This window comes from Corynebacterium sp. UBA2622, assembly GCF_002339505.1.
Taxonomy (GTDB): domain Bacteria; phylum Actinomycetota; class Actinomycetes; order Mycobacteriales; family Mycobacteriaceae; genus Corynebacterium.
In genome coordinates this window covers 248,811-272,544 of sequence record NZ_DDJO01000009.1, presented here as the reverse complement: position 1 = coordinate 272,544, position 23,734 = coordinate 248,811, and the positions used below count along the sequence as shown (strand labels likewise).

Genomic DNA, 23,734 nt, shown 5'->3' with positions numbered 1-23,734 from the left:
CTGCGCTACCCGATGAGACCCAGGTGGGATGCGCTGCGCACGGCAAGGTGGATACCCACGATGACGGCGATCCACAGGGCTGTGACCTTGGTTTCGTATTCAAGCCGCGGCAATACCGCCGCCACCCTCCTGAACACGCGGCCGCGTGAGAGCTGGACCGCGACCCCGAGGACACTCGCGGGCGCGATCATGACCACGCAGTAGGCGAACAGCGCGAGCAGCCGGGCTGCCGTGCCCGACTCAAATGTCTCGATGATTCCCACGGCCGCGAGGTAGGGAAGCATCGTGGCGGCCTCCGCCACCGCGGCTCCCGCCGCGAGCGCGACCATGGCGCCGAGCCCTCCCGCCGACGCGGTACCGCCGCGCTGCCGGGCCGCCAGGATGTCTTCGGCGGCCCTCCTCTTCGGGGAGGGCGAGAGGATTCCCAGTGCGATGAGGGAAACGCCCGCGGCGAGCAAGACCCACCAAAACGACCGGGAGGAGGTGACGGCCGCCCCACCGGCCCCATCGACGGCGATGCGAATGCCGGACATGAGGGCGACGCCGATGGCGAAGTAACTCACGGTGATCGTCGCCAGGTAGGCGGTATAGTGCGCCAGCCGCATCCGCTGCCAGGACAATAGCAGCACCGCCGGTATAAGCAGTGTTCCCGCGCTCACGCTGTCCACCAGTGCGAGCCCTGCGAGACCCAGAACGTCCACGGGCCTATCTCCTTTCTCATACGAGCGTATGGAAAGGTATCATACGGTTGTATGGCGTGCCGGTGAACGCGAGAGAATTGGAGGAGCCATGGCATCCGTGGGAACGGTGATCCGTACGATGTCGCCCCAGGAGGAGGCGATCGCGGATTCCGCGATTACCGTCATTGTCAATGAGGGGCTCGATGCCGCCAGTGTGCGCAGGGTCGCGAAGGAGGCCGGTGTCGCCCCCGGCACGGTGCAGTACTTCATGGGCACCAAGGAACTGCTGCTGCAGAAGGCACTTCTCCGCTCCACGCGGAGGCAGCATGAGCGGGTCTCCGCCACCTCCCTGCCGCCTGGAACTGATCCCCTGGAGCGTTTGGGCGCCTCCCTCGCGGAATTGCTTCCGATCGGTGAGATCCAGAGGGAGGATGCGGCCCTGTGGGTGATTCTCGGAGGCGCGGCATCGACCCGGCCTGGGTTGGCGGGTCAGTACCAGCGCGAACTGGAAATGTTCCGGGATCGTCTCATTCACGCACTGGGCGGCGGCCCGGCGGGGGAGCACAACGACACAGTCGCCCGCACGGCGCGTCTGATCACGGCTCTGGTCAACGGGCTCACCCTAGACTACCTCAACACCCCGCCCGGAGAGGGCACACGCTCGGCGATCATGGGTGATCTCGCCGCGGGCCTGGGCCGCCTTCTCGCCGAGTAACGGGACACTACGGCCGGGCCGGATCACCCGTGCAGGGCAGCTGCCACGCCGTCGTCTGCGAGACCGGCCGCGCCCCCAACCGCGCTGCGGTCGCCTCCGCGGCGGGATCACCCGACGGGTAGGAGAGATAACCAGTCTCCACCTCCGGCCACCGGGCACGTGCCGCGGCCAACGCCGAGGACAGCGCGGTGCGCCCGAGACCGATTTTCCGTGCGCTGGGCAGCACATACACCAGACCAACCTCGCACAGGCTGGCAGCGTCCGAGTCGTAGTGCACCACCTCCGCAATGCCCACCACGCACCCACCCCTGTCACGCGCGAGTGCGGTCACCTGGCTGCCTCCCCGGTCGAGCAGGCGCGCCCCCGCATCGCGCAGACGCGCCTCATCCCACGTCACCTCATCCATGATGAGACCGCCACGTGGGTAGCTCCGCGAGGACGATGTGAGCACGTCCCGCAGGCACGGTAGGTCTGATGCGGCAAAGGCCATGTCATCGACCACGTCGCACGCAACCTCGCAACGCGGCACATCGAACACGGCCTGCGTCTCCGAGAACGCCGGCGCATACCCGTGATGCCTCAGCGCGGCCGGTGCGTCAGCTCCCGTCGCGGTGGTGACCCACACCTGGCGGATGGGTCTGACGAGGGCGGCGGCGAGGTCGTCGAGAAGCGAAAGCGCGGCCTCCCAGGGGGCGGCGGGTGTGTCCTCGCCCGGGAGGGGCGCGATGGAAGCATCGAGGGTGATGTGGGCTTCGGTGACGCGGAGGTCCTCGAGGAGCGGGAGGGAGACGAACACCCAGGCCTCGATGTCGAGAAGGTCCTCTGATGTCATTACCGGGTACCCCAGCTCCCCGACGGTCCGGGGAACCGACCGAGCGGAGAGGCCGAAGAGCATGGAGCGCGACTCCGCGGAGCCTTCGAGCCGCTTGGCGACGTGCGAGGCGGTCACCCCGGAGGTTGCGAGCCCCGTGATGTCCTGAATGGCGAGGGTGGCGGAGAAAACGTAGGCCGCGACGGCATCCTCGAAATCGGGGGTGCCGCGGCGGCCGACGATGAGCGGGCGGAGCAACTAGCGGTTCACGGCCTTCGCCGCGACGTCGGCGAACTCCTGCCACTGAGCGGCCTGCGCCCGCAGCTCGGCGGCTTTACCTGTATGGCCGGCGGCTTCGGCGGCTTCGGCCTGGCGGGTCAGGTCATCGGCCTTGACCTGGAACTGGCTCACCTTCGCCTGGGCGGCCGGATCGGACGCCCGCCACCGGGAATCCTCGGCATCCGCGACGCGCTTCTCAATGGCACCGATCTTGTCCTCGTACTCGCGGACCCTGCTGCGCGGGACAAAGCCGATCTCCTCCCACTTGTCCTGCAGCTCGCGCAGCTTCGCCTTCGCGGCACCCAGGCCCCTGCCGGGGTCGATGAGGGAGTCGTACTCGGCGATGAGCGCGTCCTTGGCCCGGGCGTTGTCCTCGAATTCACGGTCGCGCTCGGCGTTGACCGCGTTGCGTGCCTCGAAGAAGTGGTCCTGTGCGGCGCGGAACTCGGCCCACAGCTTGTCGTCGACGTCGCGGGGCGCGCGACCGGCGGCCTTCCACTCCGCCATCAGATCGCGGTATGCCCGGGCGGTTTCGTTCCAGTCGGTGGAGTCCTGCATGGCGACGGCGCGCTGCACAAGCTCCTCCTTGGTCTTACGTGCGACGGCGCGGTTGCGGTCCAGCTCCGCGAAGTGGGAGCCGCGGCGGCGGTTGAAGGCGTCGCGGGCCCGGGAGTAGCGCTTCCACAGCGCGTCGTCGGTGGTGCGGTCGATGCCGCGGATGGAGCGCCACTCGTCGAGGATCTCACGGATCCGGTCGCCGGCCTTCTTCCACTCGGTGGAGTTCTCCGCCAGGTTCTCCGCCTCGGCGGCGAGCTCCTCCTTCCGGGCGATTGCACGCGCCCGGCGCTGCGCCTTCGCCTCCTTGGCCCGCTGCCCCGCTTCCTCGGAGGCGGCGATGACCGCGTCGAGGCGCTTTTCCAGCGCGTCCAGATCGCCGATCACGGCCTGGGTGTCCAGCGAGTCCTTGATCCCCTGCGCCTGGGTGCGCAGCTGGGAGGCATCTTCCGGGTGGACGGACAGGCGCGTCTCCAGCAGCCCGACCTCGGTGGCGAGGTCGTCGAAGCGCTGGCCGTAGTGGGCGAGGCCCTCCGCGGGGGTGCCCGCCTGCCATGACCCGATGACCCGCTCCACGCCACCGCGGGTGACGTAGACGGTGCCGTCGTCTGCGACGCGGCCGAACTCTGAGGGGTCGGTGGCGGGTGCAGGGGTGGCGGTGACGGGCCCACGGGAGGGAACGGGTGAGGGCGTGGCCAGCTGCTCATCCACGGAGCCGGGGTTCACGCCGGCGGTGCCGGGCCGCGGCTTTGGCGTGCGCTTGGCCAGAACGGCGGGCGAGGGCTTCTGCCCTGCGGGCTTGTCGCCGCCGCCCGGGGTGGGGCCGGGGGTGGGGGGCTGAGTCATGGTCTCGTTCCTTTCACGTCGGTGCCGCGCGTCACGGCCGCCAGACGCGGGGCGGCATGAGACCGCGCCCGCGCGTTGGCCACATCCTACCGGCCCCCGGTGCGTGCTGTCAGGCGTATCCGGGGCGGGTTGAGGGGGCTGGTTCCCCGCACCGCGATAGGCTGGAAGGCGTGTCCGGCCATCACATTCTGATCATGCCCGGGGCTCCCGCGCTCGTCGCGGAGCTCGCCCCGGCGCACGAGCCGTCGCGGCGCCTCGCGGCCGCCGCGCGCCGAGCCGCGGCCGGGACCGGCATCGCCCGGGCGGAGATCGTCTGCAGCCTCGACGAGCGATGGCGCACCGGGGTGACCGGTTCATTCGCCGCCTGGGGTGCCCCGCGGGTGAGCACGGGCGCGGGCAACCACCTTCCGGAGCTCGTGGCGCGTCACGTTCTCGGGGGCGGCCCGTCGGCCGCAGGCTCGCGCCCGCACATCGGGCGGCTCAACTCGGAGGCCCTCACCGTCGTTGTCGTGGACGGGCCCGCGGGTCTCAACGCCCGCGCGCCCCTCTCGCTCGTCGTCGGCGCCGCGGACACCCACGCGGCACTTCAGCGTTTCCTCGCCGGGGCGGGGGAGGTGGACGTCGACACGCTCGGTGCCGTGGGTGTGGTGGAGCCGTATTTGTGGGGTGAGCTCGCGGCTCTCGAGCCCGTGTCGGCGCGGCTGGTGGACTCGGATGACTCCCTCGGCGTGGGGGCGTACGTGGCGGTGTGGGAGGTATGAGCGTGCGTCCGATCGCCGTGGTGGGGCCAACCGCCTCCGGCAAATCATCCCTGGGAATCGCCCTGGCGCGCGAGCTTGGTGGGGAGATCGTCAACGTCGATTCCATGCAGCTTTACGAGGGCATGGACATCGGGACCGCGAAACTCCCGCCCGGTGAGCGGGGCGGCATCCCGCACCACCTGCTCGACATCTGGCCGGTGACGCGCACGGCCTCCGTCGCCGAGTACCAGCGGCTCGCGGTGGGCGCCGTCGAAGAGATCGCCGCGCGCGGCAAGGTGCCCGTCCTCGTGGGCGGTTCCATGCTTTACGTCCAGTCGCTCATCGATGCCTGGGCTTTCCCTCCCACCGACCCCGACGTGCGCGCCCGGTGGGAGGCTCGCCTGGCGGAGGCCGGCATCGACGCCCTGCACGCCCACCTGTCGCGGGTGGACCCTGACGCGGCCGCCGTGATTGAGGACAAGGACCCGCGCCGCACCGTGCGCGCCCTGGAAGTCATCGAGCTGACGGGCAGGCCCTTCCAGGCCTCCCAGCCGCCCAAGGATGCCCCGCCGCGGTGGGGCACGCGCATCCTTGGACTGCGCACGACCCCGGAGTGGCTCAACCCGCGCATCGCGCTGCGTGCCGAGACGATGTTCGCCGACGGGCTGGTCGAGGAGGTCGAGGGGCTGGTGGGCAGTGGTCTGCGCGCGGACTCCACGGCGGGCCGGGCCATCGGTTACGCCCAGGTGCTGGCCATGCTGCGCGGGGAGATGGACAGGGGCGCGGCGCTGGAGGGGACCATCACGGGCACCCGACGCTATGTGCGCCGCCAGCGCTCCTGGTTCAACCGCGACCGGCGCATCACCTGGCTCCCCGCGGACGACACCGGGGTGGTTGAGCGCGCGCTAGACTCGCTGGGGTGAAAACCGCGACGCGCAACACACACTCCGTCAAGGTCCCCTTCCTCAAGGGCCACGGGACCGAGAACGACTTCGTCATCATTCCGGATGCCGACGATTCACTCGACCTGACACCTGAAGTGGTGTCGGGCCTGTGCGACCGCCGCGCGGGCATCGGCGGTGACGGTCTGCTGCGCGTGGTCAGGCGGGAGGGCCGCTGGTTCATGGACTACCGCAACGCGGACGGCTCCGTCGCCGAGATGTGCGGCAACGGGGTGCGCGTCTTTTCCCACGTTCTCGTGGCCGAGGGGCTGCAGGGCCAGCGCGAGTTCGAGGTGGGCACGCGCGCCGGGGTGAAGCAGGTGGTCGTGATCGAGTCCGACCCGCTGTTCGCCACCGTGCGCGTGGACATGGGCCCGGTGCAGGTCACCGGGGTATCCACGGCGCGGATGGGTGACTTCGACTTTGCGGGGCTCGGAGTGGACGTGGGCAACCCCCACCTCGCGGCCGTGATTCCGGGCCTGACCGCGGGGAAGCTGGCCGAGCTGGAGCTGCAGCGGCCCGCCTTCGACCACGACTTCTTCCCGGAGGGCGTCAACGTGGAGATCCTCACCGAGCTTTCGGCGGGAGAGGTGCACATGCGGGTGTGGGAGCGCGGCGTCGGCGAGACCCGCTCCTGCGGAACCGGCACCGTCGCCGCCGCACGGGCGGCGCTCGCCGACGCAGGCATCGAGAACGGAACGGTCAAGGTCATCGTGCCGGGCGGCGCGGTGCGGGTGGACATCAACTCCGGGGAGGCCGTGATGACGGGGCCCTCCGCGATCGTGGCGCGCGGAGAGGTGGATTTGGCGGCCTTCACGTCCGAGCCGGGCTCTCTGCACAGGGCGGGGTGAGAGCTCGCGCGGGAGCTCAGGCCGGCCCGAGCTCCCGCGCCGCGCGGCGAGCATCGCGCCATGCCGTGTCGAGGGCGAAGGCGCGCTCGTCCGCGATCGTGATCAGGTGCTCGAGCTGGGCCCGGTCGAGATCGCCCTGCGCCAGGCGCGCGTCGACGCGGGCGATGAACCTCCGCGCGGCCGCCGCCCGGAGCTGGAAGTCCTGTATGGCGGGGTGGGTGGTGCCGGGGTCCGCCAGCGCGGGGTAATACAGGGTGCGCTCCGCGATTGCGTCGGGGTCGGGCCCGTGCAGGAACGTGTCGTAACGGGCGAGGATGTCTCCGATGTCGTCGCGCACGATGCGCAGTGAGGACGTCAGCGCGGAGGCTTCGGGGTCAGTGTCGTAACGGTGCAGCACGGCGTACATCACGGCGACCAGGACGATCGCCAGCATGATCCCCGGAACACGAAGGGTGATTACCAGCAGCACCGCGGCCGCCAGCAGGAACCCGGCTCCGAGGGCGCGGGTCAGATCGCGGCGCGGTGAATCCACGGCCGCCTCCCGCTGAACGTCAGGGGCGCCGCCGCGCCGCGCGGGGCGTTAGTGCCCACCGCAACCGCAGGAGTCACCGCAGCCTCCGCAGCCGCCGCCCTGCGGGGCGGGGATGGATCCGGCCATCACCGCCGTGCCGGCGATGACGGAGTTGCGTTCCGGCAGATCACCGTCGGGCAGGCACACCTCGAAGGGGATAGCCCCGTCGACGGACACGTGGATGAACCTCTGGCCGGTCAGCTCGCTCGTGCGGTACTCGGCCTCGAGAACGCGGGCGGAGAACTCGGCGCCCGCGTCGGGGGCCGCGGCGACACCGGAGTTGACGGCCTCGGCACCGGCGGAGCGGACCTCGCCGAGGATGGCGGGGGAGTGGGCGTGGAAATCCTCGACGCTGTCGTAGCGCGTGACATCCAGAGCCAGGGCGGTCACCCCCAGCTCCTGCCACTGCAGGGTCGGCTCGTCCGCGATGAGCGGGCCCTGCGCGAGGTTGACCGTGACGGTGGCGATGGTGTTGCCGTGGGGGTCGACGATATCGGCCAGCGCGACGACGTCGTTGAGCATCGTGACATGCGCGTAGGTCCGCGTCATCGCGTCGAACCCGGCGAAGGTGGCGAAGGGCTCGACGGCGAGGATGTTCAGTTGCGCACCGGAGGGATCCGCGTACTGGATCAGCTGCCCGCCGCGGACCTCTCCCGTAACCCCGAGGCGGTTCGTCGCGATGGCCGCCTCGACCGCGTCCTGCCACCTGTCGAAGCCCAGGCCGATGCTGGACAGGTCCGTGCTGACTGTATCGTTCATGCTTTCGCATCATAGTCCCGGACCCGCGGGGTGTTGAATCCCCGTGGCGGGAAGAAGGGGGCGTCGAAAAGCGTTGTGCCGAAGGGAAAAGCGCACGCTTGACGACGCCCCACGGTGCCGGCCCGGACGTGGGCGCGGCACGACCCCCGCAGATTCTCGTACACTAAGGATTCAATGACTCAAACTTCCTCCCACCCCGACCGCAGCCGCCACTACGGGGGCTCCTCCGAGGGTGCAGACGACGCTACCTACGCCGAGCTTCTCCGCCAGGCATTCCGCCACAACAGTCCCCAGCCCGGGGACGGCCAGCGCTCCGGGGAGCCCACCGTGGGCGCCCTCGACCTCGAGGAGCGCAACGCCTTCCGGCGGGTCATCCGCGAGACCGAGCTGCGCTCCGAGGACACCGAGGACGGCTACGAGGTCGAGTACCGCAAGCTGCGCCTGGAACAGGTCATCCTCGTGGGTGTGTGGACGGAAGGCACCACCGCCGAGGTGGAAGCCAACATGGCGGAGCTCGCAGCGCTGGCCGAGACTGCCGGCGCCGAGGTCGTCGATCTGCTGTACCAGAAGCGGGACCGCCCGGACCCGGGCACCTACATCGGCTCCGGCAAGGTGAGGGAGCTCAAGGAGATCGTGGACGCGACGGGTGCGGACACCGTCGTCTTCGACGGCGAGCTTTCCCCGGGCCAGCTGGTCGCGCTGGAGGAGACGCTGCGCACCAAGGTCATCGACCGCACGATGCTCATCCTCGACATCTTCGCCCAGCACGCGAAGAGCAAGGAGGGTAAGGCGCAGGTCAGCCTGGCGCAGATGGAGTACCTCTACACTCGTACCCGCGGCTGGGGCGGGCAGCTCTCGCGCCAGGCGGGCGGGCGCGCCGGTTCGAACGGGGGCGTGGGCCTGCGCGGTCCCGGTGAAACCCGCATCGAGGCGGACCGCCGGCGCCTGCGCACGGACATGGCCAAGCTGCGCCACGAGTTGCGCGACATGAAGACCGCCCGTGAGATCAAGCGCGCGAAGCGGCAGCGCTCAACCACGCCGAAGATCGCCATCGCCGGTTATACCAACGCCGGCAAGTCCTCGCTGATCAACGCGATGACAAACGCCGGCGTGCTCGTGGAGGACGCGCTCTTTGCCACCCTCGACCCCTCGACGCGTCGCGCCCGGCTCGCCGACGGGCGCAGCGTGGTGCTCACCGACACCGTCGGTTTCGTGCGCCACCTGCCCACCCAGCTGGTGGAGGCGTTCAAGTCCACCCTGGAGGAGGTCACCAACGCCGATCTGCTCCTGCACGTGGTGGACGGCTCCGATGCCTTCCCGCTCAAGCAGGTCGAGGCCGTGAACAAGGTGTTCTCCGACATCACCCGGGAGTCGGGGGAGTCGATCCCGCCGGAGATCATCGTGGTGAACAAGATCGACGGGGCCGACCCCGTCGTTCTCGCGGAGCTGCGCCACGCCTTCGACCGCACCGGCCACAACGCGGTGTTCGTCTCCGCCCTGACGGGCGAGGGGATCCCGGATCTCGAGGGGCAGATCGAAATGTTCCTCAACACCATCGATGCCCACGTCCGGATGTTGGTGCCGTTCACGCGGGGCGACGTGATCAGCCGGTTGCACGAGGAGGGCACCGTGCGCTCCGAGTCCTATGAGACCGAGGGCACGCTGATCGACGTCCGCCTGCCCCAGGTGATCGCCGAGCAGTACGCGGAGTTCGTGGTCTCCTAGCTTCCCGCCCCGCGGGGCGCCACGGGGCCCCGATTACCCCTGCCGCCTTGCGGGCCGCGATAATCGTCTCCCGTGAGCACAACATTCGGGTGGACCCTGCACGGAAACGGCCGCCGCGTGAGCCCGGGGGCCGTTGTCGGCCCCGGCGAGCGCCTGAGCTGGCCCCGCACGATCGGCATCGGGATGCAGCACGTCGTCGCCATGTTCGGCGCGACGCTGCTGGTGCCGACCCTTACAGGTATGCCGGTGAACACGACTCTCCTATTCTCGGGTGTGGGGACGATCATCTTCCTCCTCCTGACGCGCAACAGGCTACCTTCCTACCTGGGCTCCTCTTTCGCGTTCATCGCCCCGCTAACCGCCGCCCGAGGCTCCGGCATCGGCGTGCAGCTGGGCGGGGTGTTCATCACCGGTCTCGCACTCATCGCCGTCGGGTTCCTCGTCAACGCGGCGGGCAGGAGGGTCATCGATGCCGTCATGCCCCCCGTGGTCACCGGAGCCATCGTCGCGCTCATCGGTTTCAACCTCGCGCCCACCGCTGTGAAGAATTTCGAGGCGCAGCCCCTCATCGCCGCGGTCACCCTGGCGACCATTCTCGTCCTGACCGTCGCGGTCCGGGGCATGGCATCGCGCCTGAGTATCCTTATCGGCGTGCTGGCCGGATGGGTCACCGCCGCAGCCACGGGCGGCCTCGCGGAGGGAGCGATGGACCAGATTGCGGCCGCCCCGTGGGTGGGCCTGCCGCCCTTCCACTCCCCGCAGTTCAATGTCTCCGCCATCCTCGTGACGCTGCCGGTCCTGGTGGTCCTCATCGCGGAAAACGTCGGACACGTCAAGGCGGTCGGCGAGATGACGGGCGAGGACCTTGACGGATACCAGGGACGAGCTCTGATCGGAGACGGAATTGCCACGACCCTCGCCGGTGCCTTCGGCGGCTCGGGCACCACCACCTACGCCGAGAACGTAGGCGTCATGGCCGCCACCAGGGTCTACTCCACGGCGGCGTACTGGGTTGCCGCGCTGTTCGCCGTCTGCCTCGCCTTTGTGCCGAAGTTCGGCGCGGTGATCTTCACCATCCCGGTGGGCGTGCTCGGCGGCGCCTGCCTGGTGCTCTACGGCCTCATCGGCATGCTGGGCGTGCGCATCTGGCAGGACAACCGCGTCGACTTCACCAACCCCGCCAACCTCAGCGCGGCGGCCGTCGCTCTCGTCGCGGGCATCGGCAACCTCTCGCTCACGTTCGGCGGGGTCGCGCTCGAGGGTATCGCCGTGGGCTCCGTCGGCATCATCGTGATCTACCCGTTGATGAGGTGGGCCTTCCGCACGAGCGGTGAGGGCAGCTACGACGGTTTCGGGCAGCGGGGAAGCACGCGCGCTTGACGACGCCCTAGCTGCTCACCGCCACAACCTCCGCACCGTGGTTCTCGAACTCCCTGAGTATCGCCGGCGGCGCGTCCGCGTCGGTGATGAGCACGTCGATGTCGTCGAGGGTGGCGAAGCTCGCCAGGTAGTCGGTGCCCAGCTTGGAGGAGTCGCACAGCACGACCACCTTCCTCGCGTTGGTGACCATTGCGGCCTTGACCGCGGCCTCCTGGGCATCGGCCGTGGAGAGGCCGTGGTCGACGGTCAGGGCATTGGTGCCGATGAACGCCACGTCCGCGGTCATGAGCGCCAGCGTCCGCAGCGGGATGTCCCCCACAACCGCCTGGGAGAGGGCCCGGACAGCGCCCCCCAGCAGTTGGACGTTGCCGAACCCGGCGTCGGAGAGCTCGAGGGCGATGGGCAACGACCGGGTCACGATGGGCCACGTCTGGGCGACGGGTAGGGAGGTGAGCATCGCGGCGAGCATGCTCACGGTGGTTCCAGAGTCGAGGAAGATCCCGTCGCCGCCTTCCGCCGGCAGGTAGGCCAGGGCGGCCTCCGCAATGGCGTTCTTCGCCCCGGCCGCGGCGCGGTAGCGGGCGTCGAGAGGCATCTCCGCGGTGAGGAACGCCTGGCTCGCCACAGCGCCACCGTGTATGCGGTGGACGATTCCCTCCTCGTTGAGCACGGCCAGGTCACGCCGGATTGTTTCGGCGGTGACCTCGAAACGCGACGCGAGCTCGGTGACGCTTACCCGGCCCTCGACTGCGGTGAGGGACGCGATCTGGCGCCTTCTCTCTTCCGCGTACATGCACGAACCTCCAGGGATGAACCGCCGACCGTGGCCGAACGGCCACACCCGAACCATTGTTTCAGACCGGGGATAAAGCACCCGCCCCGCGCTAACCCCCTTCCCCCCGCCCGGGGGTTACAGGGTGCGGAAGACGGAGATGACCCGCCCCATGATCTGGGCGTCGTCGCCCTTGATGGGGGAGAAGGAATCGTTGTGCGGAAGGAGCCATACCCCCGTGCTGTCGCGGTGGAACTCCTTGACCGTCGCCTCGCCGTCCAAGAGCGCGGCGACGAACTGCCCCTCCTCCGCGACGGGCTGGGAGCGCAGGACGACCCAGTCCCCGTCGAGGATGCCGGCGTCGCGCATGGACTCACCCACGACGCGGAGCATGAACAGCTCCCCGTCGCCGAGAAGTTGCTCGGGGAGCGGCAGGTAGCTTTCGACGTTCTGCTCGGCGAGAATCGGGGACCCGGCGGCAATCTCACCGACCACGGGCACGAAGCGCGCGGGGGAGGCGTCCTCGGGGGTGTCCGCGGGCTCCGGGGCCTTCCGGGCGGGGGACTTCGCTGCCTCGGGAAGGTGGCGCAGGTCGACGGCGCGGGGCTTGTTCGGGTCGCGGCGCAGGAAACCCTTCTTCTCCAACTCCTTGAGCTGGTAGGCGACGGAGGAAGTGGACTGCAACCCCGCCGCGTCGCCGATTTCCCGGATGCTCGGCGGGTAGCCGCGCAGGACGACGGCATCCCTGATCACCTCGAGGATGCGCCTCTGCCGGTCCGACAGCACGCTCACGTCCAGTGTGCCGGGGTCTTCCTTCTTGCGGGCCATCTTTTCTCCTGGTTCCTCTTTCGATCGAAAACCGGCGGTGCCGGGGCGGGGTGTACCCCCGCGCGCCGTGCGGGGGCAACCGCCGCACGATAGCGGATTCACCCCTCACAGTATCAGAACTGGCAAGCATGTTCGAGATTTCCGCGCGCTCTCTGGACAAGCGTGTGAAGGCCTGCTATAAATCGAACACACAAACGAAAATCGAACACCCGGTCGAACGGGGGTCCGGCCCGTCGGGCCCCAAAACTAGACTTCGGCCATCAACAAAAGGAGCTTGCCATGACCATCGTCACCCGCAACAACGTCCCCGCCAGCGTCTCCCGTGCGCTTCCGTCCCCCGCCGTTGCACCCGCCGTGGTGTGGGATCTTCCGGCCCGTTCCCTGCATACCTGCGGAAGCGGGGTGGTGCGGAGCCTGGGTGCCGCCGAGCGTACGCGGGCGCGTTCGAACATATCCCCAGATTCGCCCCGAGCGGCCCTATCGGATCCGCGGGAGGCCCGCCACGAAACCCGCGCGAGCCTGATGATGGGGGCGGCGCTGGGCCTGGCTCTGCTGATCGGCTCCGCCGTCGGCGGCGTGTATTCCGCGGGGGGCACCGGGGCACAACACCAGGGCGACGTGACCCGGGAGGTCGTGACCGCGCAGGTGGGGTAACTGTCGGGGGCGGCGCACCCCGGACGGACGGGAGTACACTGCTGGATTGCCCGAAGCACCCGCCCACCCAGGGAGGAAGAGCCCCGTGTACTGCCCCTTCTGCCACAACGAGCACTCGCGCGTCACCGATTCCCGTGTCGTGGAGGGCGGCTCCGCCATCCGGCGACGGCGGGAGTGCAGCGAATGCGGGGGGCGGTTCACCACCGTGGAGAAGGCGATTCTCACCGTCGTCAAGCGCAACGGAGTCAGCGAACCCTTCGACCGCGACAAGCTCATAGTGGGCGTCCGACGCGCATGCCAGGGCCGCGATGTGTCCGACGACGCGCTGAAGCGGCTCGCCCAGCAGGTGGAGGAGACGGTGCGCAGCCACGGAAGCTCCCAGGTCAACGCCAACGACATCGGCCTGGCCGTCCTCGAGCCACTGCGAGCACTCGATGAGGTCGCCTACCTGCGCTTCGCGTCCGTCTACAAATCCTTCGAGTCGGCAGCCGACTTCGAGTCGGAGATCCGCCTCATGCGCCGCCGGGACCGGGAGGACTTCTAGGCGGCGTCATGGCCGGGCCCCTACGCCAGCTTCTCTATCATCTTTTCCACCCGGCGCTGACTGACCGGTTTCGCTGTCCCGAGGCGCTGGGCGAACAGGCTGACCCGCAGCTCCTCGATGCGCCACAGGATTTCCTTGTAGGCGGGAGTCTTCTCCCGCCCGGCGGGCAGCCGGGACACCTTCGCCCTCAGCGACGCCTTGGCGGAGTCCACGACCCCCTGCCGGTCTGCGTCCCGTTCAGGATCCAGGGACATGTCGGCAAGTCGGATGCGCATCGCCTCGATGTAGCGCGGTAGGTGCTGCAACCGCTCCATTCCGTGGACGGTGATGGCGTGCCTGGGCAGGTAGAACTCCAGCTGCGCCCGCATGTCGTCGATGGCGGGACCTTCCCATTTGCGCAGTTCCTCCGACATGGCCGCATACTCGACGAGGGCCGGTGCGATGCCCACCACAATCCGGCGGACGGCACCGGGTACCTCCGGTTTGACGGCCGCGGCGAGCCTGTCGAATTCGGCGGGATCGCGCACCGGCCCGCCGTGCGCGAGCATGAGGTCGCGCACGGCGGCCACGCGGGCATCGTCGACGAGGCCCGCGGCCCCGCCGTGCGGGTAGTGGTCCACCGCCACCTTGTGGCGCAGGGGCAGGCCCTTCGTCATCTGCTGGGCGGACACGGAAATCTCGCGCAGCAGCAGCGTGAGGGTCGCGGTGATCATGGAGACATCCGCGGCCGCCCTGGTCGGGTGGACGGTCACCTTCACCCCTTCGGCGGTGGCTTCGAGGGCGGGGTAGGCCTCGACGGTGTTGCCGTCAATTGTCGTGGTCACCGTCTCGGGCACCGCCCCCAGGCTGTCCCCCGTCCATTTCTGCACCGCCTCTGATTCGGAGTGCCTGCTCGCCTTGGAGACCGAAGAGCGGATCTGTCCCGCCCGGCGTTGCTTGAGCGCACCGAGGTCCTTGTCGTGATCGATGGTGTCGCCGCGCTTGTCGATCGCGGCGTAGGTGACCCGCAGGTGGGGCGGCAGCGCTGCGGGCCGGAAGTCCGTGGCATCGATGCCCGCCCCGCCGAGCGAGCGCAAAACCTCCGCCAGCTGCTCGACGAGCGGGGAGCCGTAGGGGAGCAGCTTCGGCATGGCCCGCTGCGCGAAGTCGGGGGCGGGAACCACCGTCCGGCGCAGAGCCTTGGGCAGCGTGCGGATCAGCTCCGTGACCAGCTCCTCACGCAGCCCCGGAACGAGCCAGTCAAAACCGGCGGAGTCGAAGCCCGCGAGCAGGGGCACGGGCACGTCGACGGTCACACCGTCGAAGGGGTCGCCCGGCTCGAATTTGTAGCGCAGGGCGTAGTCGACGTTGCCCTTGCGCCAGGTGGCGGGGAAGGCGTCCTCGGAGGCGTCCGCGGAGTCGTCGACAAGCTTCTCTGGGTCGAAATCGAGGTAGGCCGGGTTTTCGTGCCGCTTCTTCTTCCACCAGGAGTCGAAGTGACGCGCGGTGGTCACGTTGGAGGGCAGGCGCTCGTCGTAGAAGTCGAACAATGTGTCCTCGTCGACGACGAGACCGCGGCGGCGCAGCTTCTCCTCGACCTCGGAGGCCTGCTCCAGGAGCGCCTCGTTGTGCTCGATGAACGTGTGGTGGCGGTTCCAGTCGCCCTCGATCAGCGCGTGGCGGATGAACATGGACCGCGCCGCCTCGGGGTCGACGCGGTGGTAGGGGACCAGCCTGTCGAGGACGATCGGCACGCCGTACAGAAGCGACTTCTGGTGCACCATCGCGGCGGAACGCTTGCGCGACCACACCGGTTCGGAGTAGCTGTGTTTGAGCAGCTCGCCGGCGGCCTTCTCCACCCACTCCGGTTCGATCCGGGCCACGTCGCGGGCCCAGAGGCGGGAGGTTTCCACGAGCTCCGCGGCCATGATGTATTCCGGCGGCCGTTTCGCTAGGGAGGAGCCGGGGAAGACGAGGAAGCGGGTGCCGCGGGCACCGCGGAATTCACGGGATTCACCGTCGCGCGCACCGATGTTGGACAACAGACCGGTGAGCAGCGACTTGTGGATCGCGTCGGCATCGCGCGCGCCCACGACGTTCTCCTTGCGAGACCAGCCGAGGTGCTTCTCGACGTCCCGCAGCTGGCGCACCAGGTCGTACCATTCCCGGATGCGCATGTAGTGGAGGAACTCCCGGGTCATCCGCTTGCGGAACGCGTTGCCCGAGAGCTCGTCGCGTGAGTCCGTGATGTAGTCCCACAGCTTCAGCGCGGAGAGGAAGTCGGAGGTTTTGTCCTTGAAGCGGGCGTGCGCCTGGTCGGCCTGCGCCTGGAACTCGAGCGGGCGCTCGCGGACATCCTGGATGGTCATGCCTGCGACGATGACCGTGACATCGTCGAGCACCCCGAGTCGGTTGGCCTCGACGAGCATCCGCGCCATCTTCGGGTCGACCGGGATGCGGGCGATGTCACGGCCGATGTCGGTGAGCACGGGTGCGCCGTCGCGCTCCTCACCGCGAATGGCACCGAGTTCATGGAGGATGAGCAGGCCGTCGCGGATGGACTTCGGGTCCGGCGGCTGGATGAAGGGGAACTCGGCGATGTCACCTAGCCGCAGCGAGATCATCTGCAGAATGACGCTGGCCAGGTTGGTGCGCAGGATCTCCGGGTCGGTGAATTCCGGGCGGGCGTTGAAGTTGTCCTCGGAGTAGAGGCGGATGGCCACGCCGTCGGCGACGCGTCCGGAGCGGCCCGAGCGCTGGTTCGCCGAGGCCTGCGAGATCTCCTCGATGGGCAGGCGCTGGACCTTCGTGCGCGTGGAATAGCGTGAGATGCGTGCAAGGCCGGTGTCCACCACATAGTGCACGCCGGGCACGGTCAGGGACGTCTCCGCGATGTTTGTGGCCAGCACGATGCGCCGCCCGGAGTGGGAGGAAAACACCCGGTGCTGCTCGGCGTTGGAGAGGCGGCCGAAAAGCGGTGTGACCTCCACGCCTCGCCACCTCTTATTCTCGATGGCCTCCATTGCGTCGCGGATATCGCGCTCCGAGGAGAAGAAGCAGAGGATGTCCCCGTCCCCCTCGCGCATGAGCTCCTCGCACGCGAGAACGACGCCGTCGATCATGTCGACGTCGACCTCCTTCGCGCCCTTCTGCTCCACCAGGGGGCGGTAGCGGATTTCGACGGGGTAGGTGCGCCCCGACACCTCGATGACGGGGGCCGGGTTGCCCTCCGCGTCGGCGAAGTGCTCCGCGAAGCTTTCCGGGTCGATCGTCGCGGAGGTGATCACCACCTTCAGGTCCGGGCGGCGCGGCAGGAGGCGCTTGAGGTAACCGAGGAGGAAGTCGATGTTGAGGCTGCGCTCGTGGGCCTCGTCGATGATGATCGTGTCGTAGGCGTTGAGGTAGCGGTCCCGCTGCATCTCGGCGAGCAGGATGCCGTCCGTCATGAGCTTGACCGCGGTGGTGGCGGAGACACGGTCGTCGAAGCGGATGGCGTATCCGACCGTCTCACCGATCTTCTGGCCCAGCTCCTCCGCGACGCGCTCGGCCACGGTGCGCGCGGCGAGGCGCCTCGGCTGCGTGTGGCCGATCAGGCCTCGTCGGCCCCGCCCGAGCTCGAGCAGCATCTTCGGGATCTGCGTGGTCTTGCCCGAACCCGTCTCACCCGCGATGATCACCACCTGGTGGTCGCGGAGCAGCTCCATGATGTCCTCGCGGCGGGCCGAGACGGGCAGCTGCTCGGGGTAGGTGATTCCGGGAACGGCGGAGGCACGCTTCTCGACGGCCCGGGCGGCCGCATCGATGTCACCCGCGATCGCCTGCAGCGCCTGGGGGGAGCGGGCCTTCGAGAGCCGACGGCGGAAGCGGCGTACCTCGGAGAGCGGGACGGTGTCCAATCGCTCGAGGAGGTCGTCGCGGGAAGGGGAGGAGGAGGAATCGTTCATATCTGCCGAACGATTCTAGCCCTTCAGGAGCTCCCCGCCCTTTTCCACCGCCCGGTGGTGCGCCTGCGTGACTAGCTCACCGAGGCGCTCGTACTCCGCCGCCCGCGAGGAGCTCGAGCGGCACACGAGGCCGATGGTGCGCTGCGCGATGACGGAGTCGTCGAAGGTGGCGAGGCCGAGGCCGGGGCGGGCGCACTCGGTGGCGATCGCGGATGCGGGCACGAGGGTCGAGCCAAGGCCGGCGACGACGAGCTGCATGATCGTGGTAAGTGACGAGGCGCGCGTGGCGGACTCGGCGTTGGTCACCGGCGAGGCGTGCACGATGCGGCACAGGTCGACGATCTGGTCGCGAAGGCAGTGGCCGTCGTCGAGCAGGAGCAGGTCAAGGTCCTGCAAAACGTCAAGGGTGAGGTCATCGCGCCCCGCAGCCGGATGGTTTTCGTCGGTGACCACGATGAACTGTTCGTCGAAAAGCGGGTACTCGGTCATCCCGGCGACATCGGTGGGGATCGCGAGCAGGGCGATGTCGAGCTGGCCGTCGCGCAGCTGCTGCATCAGGTGCTCCGTCTGCTCCTCGACGATGCGCGGCTGCAGCTCCGGATATTTCTCCCGGGTGAGGCGGAGGAAATCCGGGAGGATGTACGGGGCGAGCGTCGGGATGATGCCGATGCGCAGCGGGCCAGCCAGTTCCCCGTGGGCGCCCCGGGAATGGGCGACGAAGTTGTCGGCGGCCTCGAGAGTGGCCTTGGCGAAGGGAAGCAGGGCCTCACCGGTGGGGGTGACGATGACCTTGCGGGTCGAGCGCTCGATGAGCTGAATGTTCAGGCCCGACTCCAGGGCCACGAGCGCCTGGGAGAGAGACGGTTGCGAGATGTTCAGCTTGCTCGCCGCGGTGCCGAAGTGGCGGTTCTCGGCGATGGTGACAAACGTCCGCAGCTGGGCGAGCGTCGGCCGGTATTCCTTATTGCTCATGCCTATGACAGTACAAGAGGTTGATAGGTACGATGAACCGATCCTTAGTTTTTCGGCCGAAATAGTTCGTCCCCGGGGGTGAAGCGGACCGTCAGAGCCCACCGAGTTTGCCACGGAGGGGGTTGAAGGGGCGGATGATTTCGTCGGCCCGGCCCGTGGCCACCTGCCGGGCCAGGAGCTTGCCGGAGACGGGGCCGAGCACAATGCCCCACATGCCGTGCCCGCCGTTGACGTAGACGTTCGGCGCCTTTGTTGCACCCACCAGCGGGAGGCCGTCCGGGGTGACAGGGCGGGAACCCACCCACTCGTCCTGGCGGCTGTCCCAGTCCACGCCCCGGAACAGGGGGCGGGTGTTGTGGATGATTGATTCCACCCGCCCGGGCTGGAACGCCTCATCGGGGTGCCGGAACTCCATCGTTCCCGCCACGCGGAAGCGGCCCTCGTACGGGGTGCAGGCGACCTTGGTGTGCGGCAGGTAAACCGGTGAGGTGGCGGGCTCGTCCGTCTCCACGCTGAAGGAGTACCCGCGGCCCGCCTGCACCCGCACCGCCACCCCGAGCTCGCGCGCCAGCCTGGGCAGCCACGCACCGGTGGCGATGACCACCGCGTCCGCCGGCAGCCATTCGCCCGTGGCGAGCTGCGCCGCCGGTTTGCGTGTCGACGTCACCCGCACGACCTCGGCGCCCGTCGTAATGCGCCCGCCGCGGGCGACAATGGCCTCCGCGATCGCCTCGCAGAAGTTTCCCGGCGCGATGAAGCGCTGGTTGCCCATCTTGTAGATCGTGCGGACGCTGTCCGAGAGCATCGGGGCGTGGAGGCGGGCCTCGTCGAGATCGATGCGCTCGAAGGGGATGTCCTGGCCGTGTCGGGCTGCGCCCTCCACCTCGTCGAGGAAGCCCCGGGACTGTGCGTCGTTCTCGAAGCCAATGATGAACGGGTCGCGGTGGGTTTCGGCCTCGACCCCGCCGGCGATGAGCTCGTCGAAGGCCGCGAGGGCGCCCAGGTCGGCGGGGGTGAGGCTGGCCATGGTCTTGTCCCAGGCGCGGGCGGTGGCGTGCGCCATGAACTCGGCCACAAAGGCCCACAGGCGCGGGTCGAACCTGACGGGCACGTGCAGTGCGGCGTGCGGGGCGAAAAGGGCGGTGGGGCCGTAGGCCCAGAGGCTCCTGTTCGAAAGCGGAATCGTCTTCCCCGGCGCGAGCCACCCCGCGTTGCCCCACGAGGAACCCGCGGCCACGCCGATGCGGTCGAGTACCTCGACCTCGTAACCGTGGTCCTGCAGGTGCCACGCGGTGGAGAGCCCGACCATGCCGGCACCGATGACAAGAGCCTTCGCCATTTTAATTTCTCCCTCCTAACTACCGTGCCCTCACCATAATTCAGCGGGTGGGCGGGCGCAGGAGGTTTCGCGGCGGGGTTAGCGGGAAATAAGGTTGAGGGAGCTGAGCCGCACTTCGCCGGCCGCGTCGGACGCGTCGAGGTCGACCACGCCGTGAAGCTGGAAGGAGTTGTCCCCCTCGGGGTCCTGGAAGATCTGCACGACCTCCCACCGCCGCGCCGCGTCCTCCCGGACGCGGAAGAAGGCGGTGCCCCGGGCCTCGGGTCCGGTGAGGAGGTCGTCGTACTCGTCGAAGTAGTCGTCCATCGCCGCCGGCCAGTCCGGGCGTTCCCCGGGTTCGAGGTAATCCACCATCTGGGCGAGGAGCTCCTCCTTCTCGCCGGCGAAGAGCTCGACCATGCGGAAGAAGTGGTTGCGTACCATGATGCGGAACGCCCTGCGGTTCGCGGTGAGGGCTGTGGGGTCCTCCACCCCGAAGGCGAGCTCACGGTCGAGAGCCTCCTGCGAAATCGGGCTGTCCTCGTCGGCCATGTGGGCCCACTCGTCAATGAGCGAGGAATCAACTTGGCGGATAAGTTCACCCAGCCATGCGATGATGTCGCCGAGCTCCTCGTTGAGGTAGGACTCGGGCACCGAATGCGACAGCGTGCGCCAGGCGTCGGTCAGGTAGCGCAGGACGACGCCCTCCGAACGCGCGAGGCCGTAGGCAGCGATGAGATCCGAGAAGGTCATCGCGTGCTCGATCATGTCCCGCACCACCGACTTGGGGGAGAGCTCGAACTCCTTCGCCCACGGATTGCCCTGGACGAAGGTGTCGTAGGCGTCCTCGAGTTCGTCCTCGAGCGGCTTGGGGTAGGTGACGTCCTCGATCAGGGTCATGCGCTCGGTGTAGTCGACGCCCTCGGCCTTTAACTCCGCGATCGCCTCACCGCGCGCGGCGGACTGCTGCGACTGCAGCAGCTGGCGGGGGTCGTCGAGGATGGCCTCGAAGGTGGAGATGACGTCGAGAGTGTACGTCTCCGACTCCGGGTCCAGGAGCGAGAGGAAGGCCAGGGCGAAGGGGGAGAGCGGCTGGTTGAGGGCGAAGTCGCGGTCGAGCTGGGTGGTCAGCGTGTAGGGGCGCATCGCCGGCGAGTCGGGGGTCCGCTCGACGACGCCCGCCGCGACGAGACCCCGGAAGAGCTCAACGGCGGTGAGGATATCCCGGTTCTGCTTCGCCCGGGTGTCGTGGTTGGAGCGCAGGAGGTGTTCCATGTGCCGGTAGCCGTCTCCGGGACGGGCGACCACGTTGAGAAGCATGGAGTTGGACACGCGGAACTGGCTGGTCAGCTCTTCCGGCTGGGCGGTGGTGAGTCTCTGGAAGGTCTTCTCGGACCATGAAACCTCACCCTCGCGGGCGGATTTCGCGCGGATCTTCTTCTGCTTCTTCGGGTCGTCACCGGCGCGTCGGCGGAGTTTGGCGTTCTCGATTTCGTGTTCGGGGGCCTCGACGACGACGGATCCCTCGGTGTCGTAACCCGCGCGCCCGGCCCGCCCGGCGATCTGGTGGAACTCACGGGATTTGAGCACCCGCTGGCGGGTGCCGTCGTACTTGGCGAGCCCGGTCATGAGCACGGTGCGGATGGGCACGTTGATCCCGACCCCCAGGGTGTCGGTGCCGCAGATGACCTTGAGCAACCCGGCCTGCGAGAGGCGCTCGACGAGGCGGCGGTACTTGGGCAGCATCCCCGCGTGGTGCACACCGATGCCGCGGCGCAGGAGCTTCGACAGCGTCTTACCGAAGGTGGTGGTGAAGCGGAAATCCCCGATCTCTGCGGCGACGCGCTCCTTTTCCTCGCGGCCGAGGATGTCGATGCTGGTCATGGCCTGGGCGCGCTCCGTCGCTTCGCGCTGGGAGAAGTGGACGACGTAAATCGGGGCCTTGCCCTCGGAGAGTAGCTCCTCGATCGTCTCGTGCACCGCGGTAAAGACGTAGGTGAAGTCCAAGGGAACCGGACGCTCCGAACCTCCGACGAAAGTGGTCGTGCGCCCGGTGCGGGCGGTGAGGTCCTCCTCCAGCCAGCCCGTGTCACCGAGGGTGGCGGACATGAGAAGGAACTGCGCCTTCGGCAGCTCGAGGAGGGGGACCTGCCATGCCCAGCCGCGGTCCGGGTCCGAGTAGTAGTGGAACTCGTCCATCACCACCTGGTCGATGGCGGCGTTCCTGCCTTCGCGCAGGGCGATGTTCGCGACAATCTCAGCAGTGGCGGCGATGATCGGGGCGCTGCCGTTGACGGTGGCGTCGCCCGTCATCATGCCGACGTTTTCGGGCCCGAAAATTTCGCACAACGCGAAGAATTTCTCGCTCACGAGCGCCTTGATGGGCGCGGTGTAAAACGAGCGCTGGCCGCGGGCCAGCGCGATGAAGTGGGCCGCGTTGGCCACCATCGATTTTCCCGAACCCGTGGGGGTGGCGAGGATGACGTTGTCCCCGGACAGCAGGGACAGGGAGGCCTCCTCCTGGGCGGGGTAGAGGGAGATGCCCCGCCCGCTTGCCCAGGCCTGGAAGGAGTCCCAGATGACATCGTCGAGGAGTGGCTCGGGGACGTCGTCAAGGTCGGGGAGAATGTCGGCGATACTCACAGGCACAACCGTAGCCGACACCCCCGACACCGGGGCCTAGGCTTCGGAGCCGTCCCCCTCGTCGCGGTCCACGGCATCGCCGTTCCCCGGCATCCCGTCCGAATCGTCCTGCTCCTCGCCCGCGGGCGGGTTGAGGTCGTAGTGGTCCTCCAGACGAGTGTCCCCGTCCTCGTTGAAGGGCAGCCCACGCCCGGATGAACCGTTGCGGTCGCGGTCTTCGATGGCGGCGAGGAAGTTCTCGAAGGCCTCGCCGATCTCCTCGCCCGACGGCGTCTGCGCCTCACCCGGCATCATCGCGTCCGGGTGGCTCTCGCGGTACTCCTCCATCTCGCGGTCGTAGTGCTGCTCGAGGGCACCGACAACCTGGGAAATCTCCTCGGACCCCTCGGTCTGCTCTGCAAGCTGGCGCGAGACGCGCTGCATGTCCCGCTCGAGGGCGCGGAGGGGGAAGGTGAGCCCGGACGCGTCGGAGACGGACTGGAGCAGCTGGTAGGTGGCGTTGGGGTAGGGGGAGGCCGCCACGTAATGCGGCACGTGGGCGGTGTAACCCGCCACCGCGCGACCGCGGCCGTGGAGCTCGCGCTCGATCATGATCGCCGCCGAACCGGGCACCGTCACCATTCCGTCGAAGGTGTACATGGATCCGACGAGGTCGCGGTCGTTGCCGTGCGCGGAAACGACGAGCGGGCGGGTGTGCGGGGCGCCCATGGGGGCCGCGTAGAGGCAGATGGTCTTGTCCACGTCGAACCGCTCCACCAGGTCAGCAACGGCACCGCTGAACGCCTCCCACCGCAGGTCCGGCTCCGGGCCGGAGAGGAGCAGGAAGGAGGTTCCCTCGCTGTCACGCAGCACCCGCATGTCCAGCTGCAGATCCTCCATGCCGGTGATCTCGTGCTGCGCCATGGTGACTGCGGGCCGCCGCGAGCGGTAGTCGATCAGCTCGTCGTTGCTGAACGTGGCGACGGTGCGCGATTCCAGCGCCGCCTTGAGGTGGTCCGCCGCGCCCTCGACCGCGTGGCCCGCGTCGGCGTAACCCTGCATCGCGATCACGAGGGTCGGGCCGTTGGAGGCACCTTCACTCACCGCGGGAGCCGGGTATTCCAGCTCGTACATGTGACGGTCGTGCTGCGACATGTCTCAACCTCCTGAACCAACAGTCTAAGCGTGGCGACGCCGTGCGTCTTACCTCACAACGATGTAAGCCGCCCAAACATTCCCGTTTAAAAG

At 68.6% G+C, this 23,734-nt stretch carries 20 protein-coding genes; 8 read left to right on the top strand and 12 right to left on the bottom strand.

The features are described from left to right. Positions 1–5: 5 nt before the first annotated feature. Entirely contained in the window at positions 6–701 is a 696-nt protein-coding gene (locus tag B3611_RS03920) for a GAP family protein (RefSeq protein ID WP_291313758.1), read from the bottom strand. Between the two features lie 88 nt (positions 702–789). Here B3611_RS03920 and B3611_RS03915 point away from each other — a divergent pair, with 88 nt between their 5' ends. Then, positions 790–1,395, top strand: coding sequence for a TetR/AcrR family transcriptional regulator (locus B3611_RS03915; protein ID WP_291313757.1), 606 nt, complete (start codon positions 790–792; stop codon positions 1,393–1,395). Positions 1,396–1,402: 7 nt separating this feature from the next. On the opposite strand, the gene B3611_RS03910 is transcribed toward B3611_RS03915, so the two are convergent. Together B3611_RS03910 and B3611_RS03905 are read right to left on the bottom strand one after the other, a co-directional pair. After that, positions 1,403–2,464 carry a GNAT family N-acetyltransferase gene (locus B3611_RS03910; protein WP_291313756.1) on the bottom strand — a complete coding sequence of 354 codons (1,062 nt, stop codon included), beginning with the start codon at positions 2,462–2,464 and terminating at the stop codon, positions 1,403–1,405. Further along, positions 2,465–3,886 (bottom strand): DUF349 domain-containing protein, encoded by a 1,422-nt coding sequence (locus B3611_RS03905; protein WP_291313755.1) that lies wholly within the window; start codon positions 3,884–3,886, stop codon positions 2,465–2,467. Positions 3,887–4,056: 170 nt separating this feature from the next. On the opposite strand from B3611_RS03905, the gene B3611_RS03900 reads away from it, so the two are divergent. From B3611_RS03900 to dapF, 3 genes are read left to right on the top strand one after another with little or no spacing between them, the layout of a single operon-like run. Next, on the top strand, positions 4,057–4,647 hold the full coding sequence (locus B3611_RS03900; protein ID WP_291313754.1) for a hypothetical protein: 591 nt from the start codon (positions 4,057–4,059) through the stop codon (positions 4,645–4,647). Beyond that, positions 4,644–5,549, top strand: a complete 906-nt coding sequence (miaA, locus tag B3611_RS03895; protein WP_291313753.1) for a tRNA (adenosine(37)-N6)-dimethylallyltransferase MiaA — start codon at positions 4,644–4,646, stop codon at positions 5,547–5,549. Before B3611_RS03900 ends, miaA begins: the two co-directional genes overlap by 4 nt. Beyond that, positions 5,546–6,418: a diaminopimelate epimerase gene (gene dapF, locus B3611_RS03890; protein ID WP_291313752.1), complete on the top strand. Its 873-nt coding sequence runs from the start codon at positions 5,546–5,548 to the stop codon at positions 6,416–6,418. Before miaA ends, dapF begins: the two co-directional genes overlap by 4 nt. A gap of 16 nt (positions 6,419–6,434) precedes the next feature. Here dapF and B3611_RS03885 read toward each other — a convergent pair whose 3' ends face one another. Then, positions 6,435–6,950: a hypothetical protein gene (locus B3611_RS03885; protein ID WP_291313751.1), complete on the bottom strand. Its 516-nt coding sequence runs from the start codon at positions 6,948–6,950 to the stop codon at positions 6,435–6,437. A 48-nt stretch (positions 6,951–6,998) separates the two neighbouring features. Further along, positions 6,999–7,748, bottom strand: coding sequence for a hypothetical protein (locus B3611_RS03880; protein WP_291313750.1), 750 nt, complete (start codon positions 7,746–7,748; stop codon positions 6,999–7,001). A gap of 174 nt (positions 7,749–7,922) precedes the next feature. On the opposite strand from B3611_RS03880, the gene hflX reads away from it, so the two are divergent. After that, positions 7,923–9,473, top strand: a complete 1,551-nt coding sequence (gene hflX / locus B3611_RS03875) for a GTPase HflX (protein ID WP_291313749.1) — start codon at positions 7,923–7,925, stop codon at positions 9,471–9,473. 72 nt (positions 9,474–9,545) lie between these two features. Continuing rightward, positions 9,546–10,853 (top strand): uracil-xanthine permease family protein, encoded by a 1,308-nt coding sequence (locus B3611_RS03870; protein ID WP_291313748.1) that lies wholly within the window; start codon positions 9,546–9,548, stop codon positions 10,851–10,853. Positions 10,854–10,860: 7 nt separating this feature from the next. Here the strand turns inward: B3611_RS03870 and B3611_RS03865 are convergent, their stop codons facing one another. Together B3611_RS03865 and lexA are read right to left on the bottom strand one after the other, a co-directional pair. Further along, entirely contained in the window at positions 10,861–11,646 is a 786-nt protein-coding gene (locus tag B3611_RS03865) for a DeoR/GlpR family DNA-binding transcription regulator (RefSeq protein ID WP_291313747.1), read from the bottom strand. 117 nt (positions 11,647–11,763) lie between these two features. Continuing rightward, complete coding sequence (gene lexA, locus B3611_RS03860; RefSeq protein WP_291313746.1) at positions 11,764–12,453, bottom strand: transcriptional repressor LexA; 690 nt, start codon at positions 12,451–12,453, stop codon at positions 11,764–11,766. A gap of 279 nt (positions 12,454–12,732) precedes the next feature. On the opposite strand from lexA, the gene B3611_RS03855 reads away from it, so the two are divergent. Together B3611_RS03855 and nrdR are read left to right on the top strand one after the other, a co-directional pair. Then, the gene (locus B3611_RS03855; RefSeq protein WP_291313745.1) at positions 12,733–13,107 is read left to right on the top strand and encodes a hypothetical protein; all 375 of its coding nucleotides are present in this window, start codon (positions 12,733–12,735) and stop codon (positions 13,105–13,107) included. 85 nt (positions 13,108–13,192) lie between these two features. Beyond that, the gene (gene nrdR, locus B3611_RS03850; protein WP_291313812.1) at positions 13,193–13,651 is read left to right on the top strand and encodes a transcriptional regulator NrdR; all 459 of its coding nucleotides are present in this window, start codon (positions 13,193–13,195) and stop codon (positions 13,649–13,651) included. Between the two features lie 20 nt (positions 13,652–13,671). On the opposite strand, the gene hrpA is transcribed toward nrdR, so the two are convergent. The 5 genes from hrpA to B3611_RS03825 form a co-directional block, all read right to left on the bottom strand. After that, positions 13,672–17,574, bottom strand: coding sequence for an ATP-dependent RNA helicase HrpA (gene hrpA, locus B3611_RS03845; RefSeq protein WP_291313744.1), 3,903 nt, complete (start codon positions 17,572–17,574; stop codon positions 13,672–13,674). Positions 17,575–17,589: 15 nt separating this feature from the next. Next, a complete protein-coding gene (locus B3611_RS03840; protein WP_291313743.1) occupies positions 17,590–18,546 on the bottom strand; it encodes a hydrogen peroxide-inducible genes activator in 957 nt (318 codons plus the stop codon). A 91-nt stretch (positions 18,547–18,637) separates the two neighbouring features. Continuing rightward, positions 18,638–19,885, bottom strand: coding sequence for an NAD(P)/FAD-dependent oxidoreductase (locus B3611_RS03835; RefSeq protein WP_291313742.1), 1,248 nt, complete (start codon positions 19,883–19,885; stop codon positions 18,638–18,640). Positions 19,886–19,963: 78 nt separating this feature from the next. Further along, positions 19,964–22,507, bottom strand: a complete 2,544-nt coding sequence (locus tag B3611_RS03830) for a DEAD/DEAH box helicase (protein WP_291313741.1) — start codon at positions 22,505–22,507, stop codon at positions 19,964–19,966. 36 nt (positions 22,508–22,543) lie between these two features. Then, positions 22,544–23,641 (bottom strand): PAC2 family protein, encoded by a 1,098-nt coding sequence (locus B3611_RS03825; RefSeq protein WP_291313740.1) that lies wholly within the window; start codon positions 23,639–23,641, stop codon positions 22,544–22,546. Positions 23,642–23,734 lie beyond the last annotated feature (93 nt).

Excerpts from the sequence above, each read along its gene's own strand:
- B3611_RS03915 (WP_291313757.1), top strand. The coding sequence starts at position 790 with ATGGCATCCGTGGGAACGGTGATCCGTACGATGTCGCCCCAGGAGGAG.
- B3611_RS03905 (WP_291313755.1), bottom strand. The coding sequence starts at position 3,886 with ATGACTCAGCCCCCCACCCCCGGCCCCACCCCGGGCGGCGGCGACAAG.
- miaA (WP_291313753.1), top strand. The coding sequence starts at position 4,644 with ATGAGCGTGCGTCCGATCGCCGTGGTGGGGCCAACCGCCTCCGGCAAA.
- B3611_RS03880 (WP_291313750.1), bottom strand. The coding sequence starts at position 7,748 with ATGAACGATACAGTCAGCACGGACCTGTCCAGCATCGGCCTGGGCTTC.
- hflX (WP_291313749.1), top strand. The coding sequence starts at position 7,923 with ATGACTCAAACTTCCTCCCACCCCGACCGCAGCCGCCACTACGGGGGC.
- B3611_RS03865 (WP_291313747.1), bottom strand. The coding sequence starts at position 11,646 with ATGTACGCGGAAGAGAGAAGGCGCCAGATCGCGTCCCTCACCGCAGTC.
- lexA (WP_291313746.1), bottom strand. The coding sequence starts at position 12,453 with ATGGCCCGCAAGAAGGAAGACCCCGGCACACTGGACGTGAGCGTGCTG.
- B3611_RS03855 (WP_291313745.1), top strand. The coding sequence starts at position 12,733 with ATGACCATCGTCACCCGCAACAACGTCCCCGCCAGCGTCTCCCGTGCG.
- hrpA (WP_291313744.1), bottom strand. The coding sequence starts at position 17,574 with ATGAACGATTCCTCCTCCTCCCCTTCCCGCGACGACCTCCTCGAGCGA.
- B3611_RS03840 (WP_291313743.1), bottom strand. The coding sequence starts at position 18,546 with ATGAGCAATAAGGAATACCGGCCGACGCTCGCCCAGCTGCGGACGTTT.
- B3611_RS03835 (WP_291313742.1), bottom strand. The coding sequence starts at position 19,885 with ATGGCGAAGGCTCTTGTCATCGGTGCCGGCATGGTCGGGCTCTCCACC.
- B3611_RS03825 (WP_291313740.1), bottom strand. The coding sequence starts at position 23,641 with ATGTCGCAGCACGACCGTCACATGTACGAGCTGGAATACCCGGCTCCC.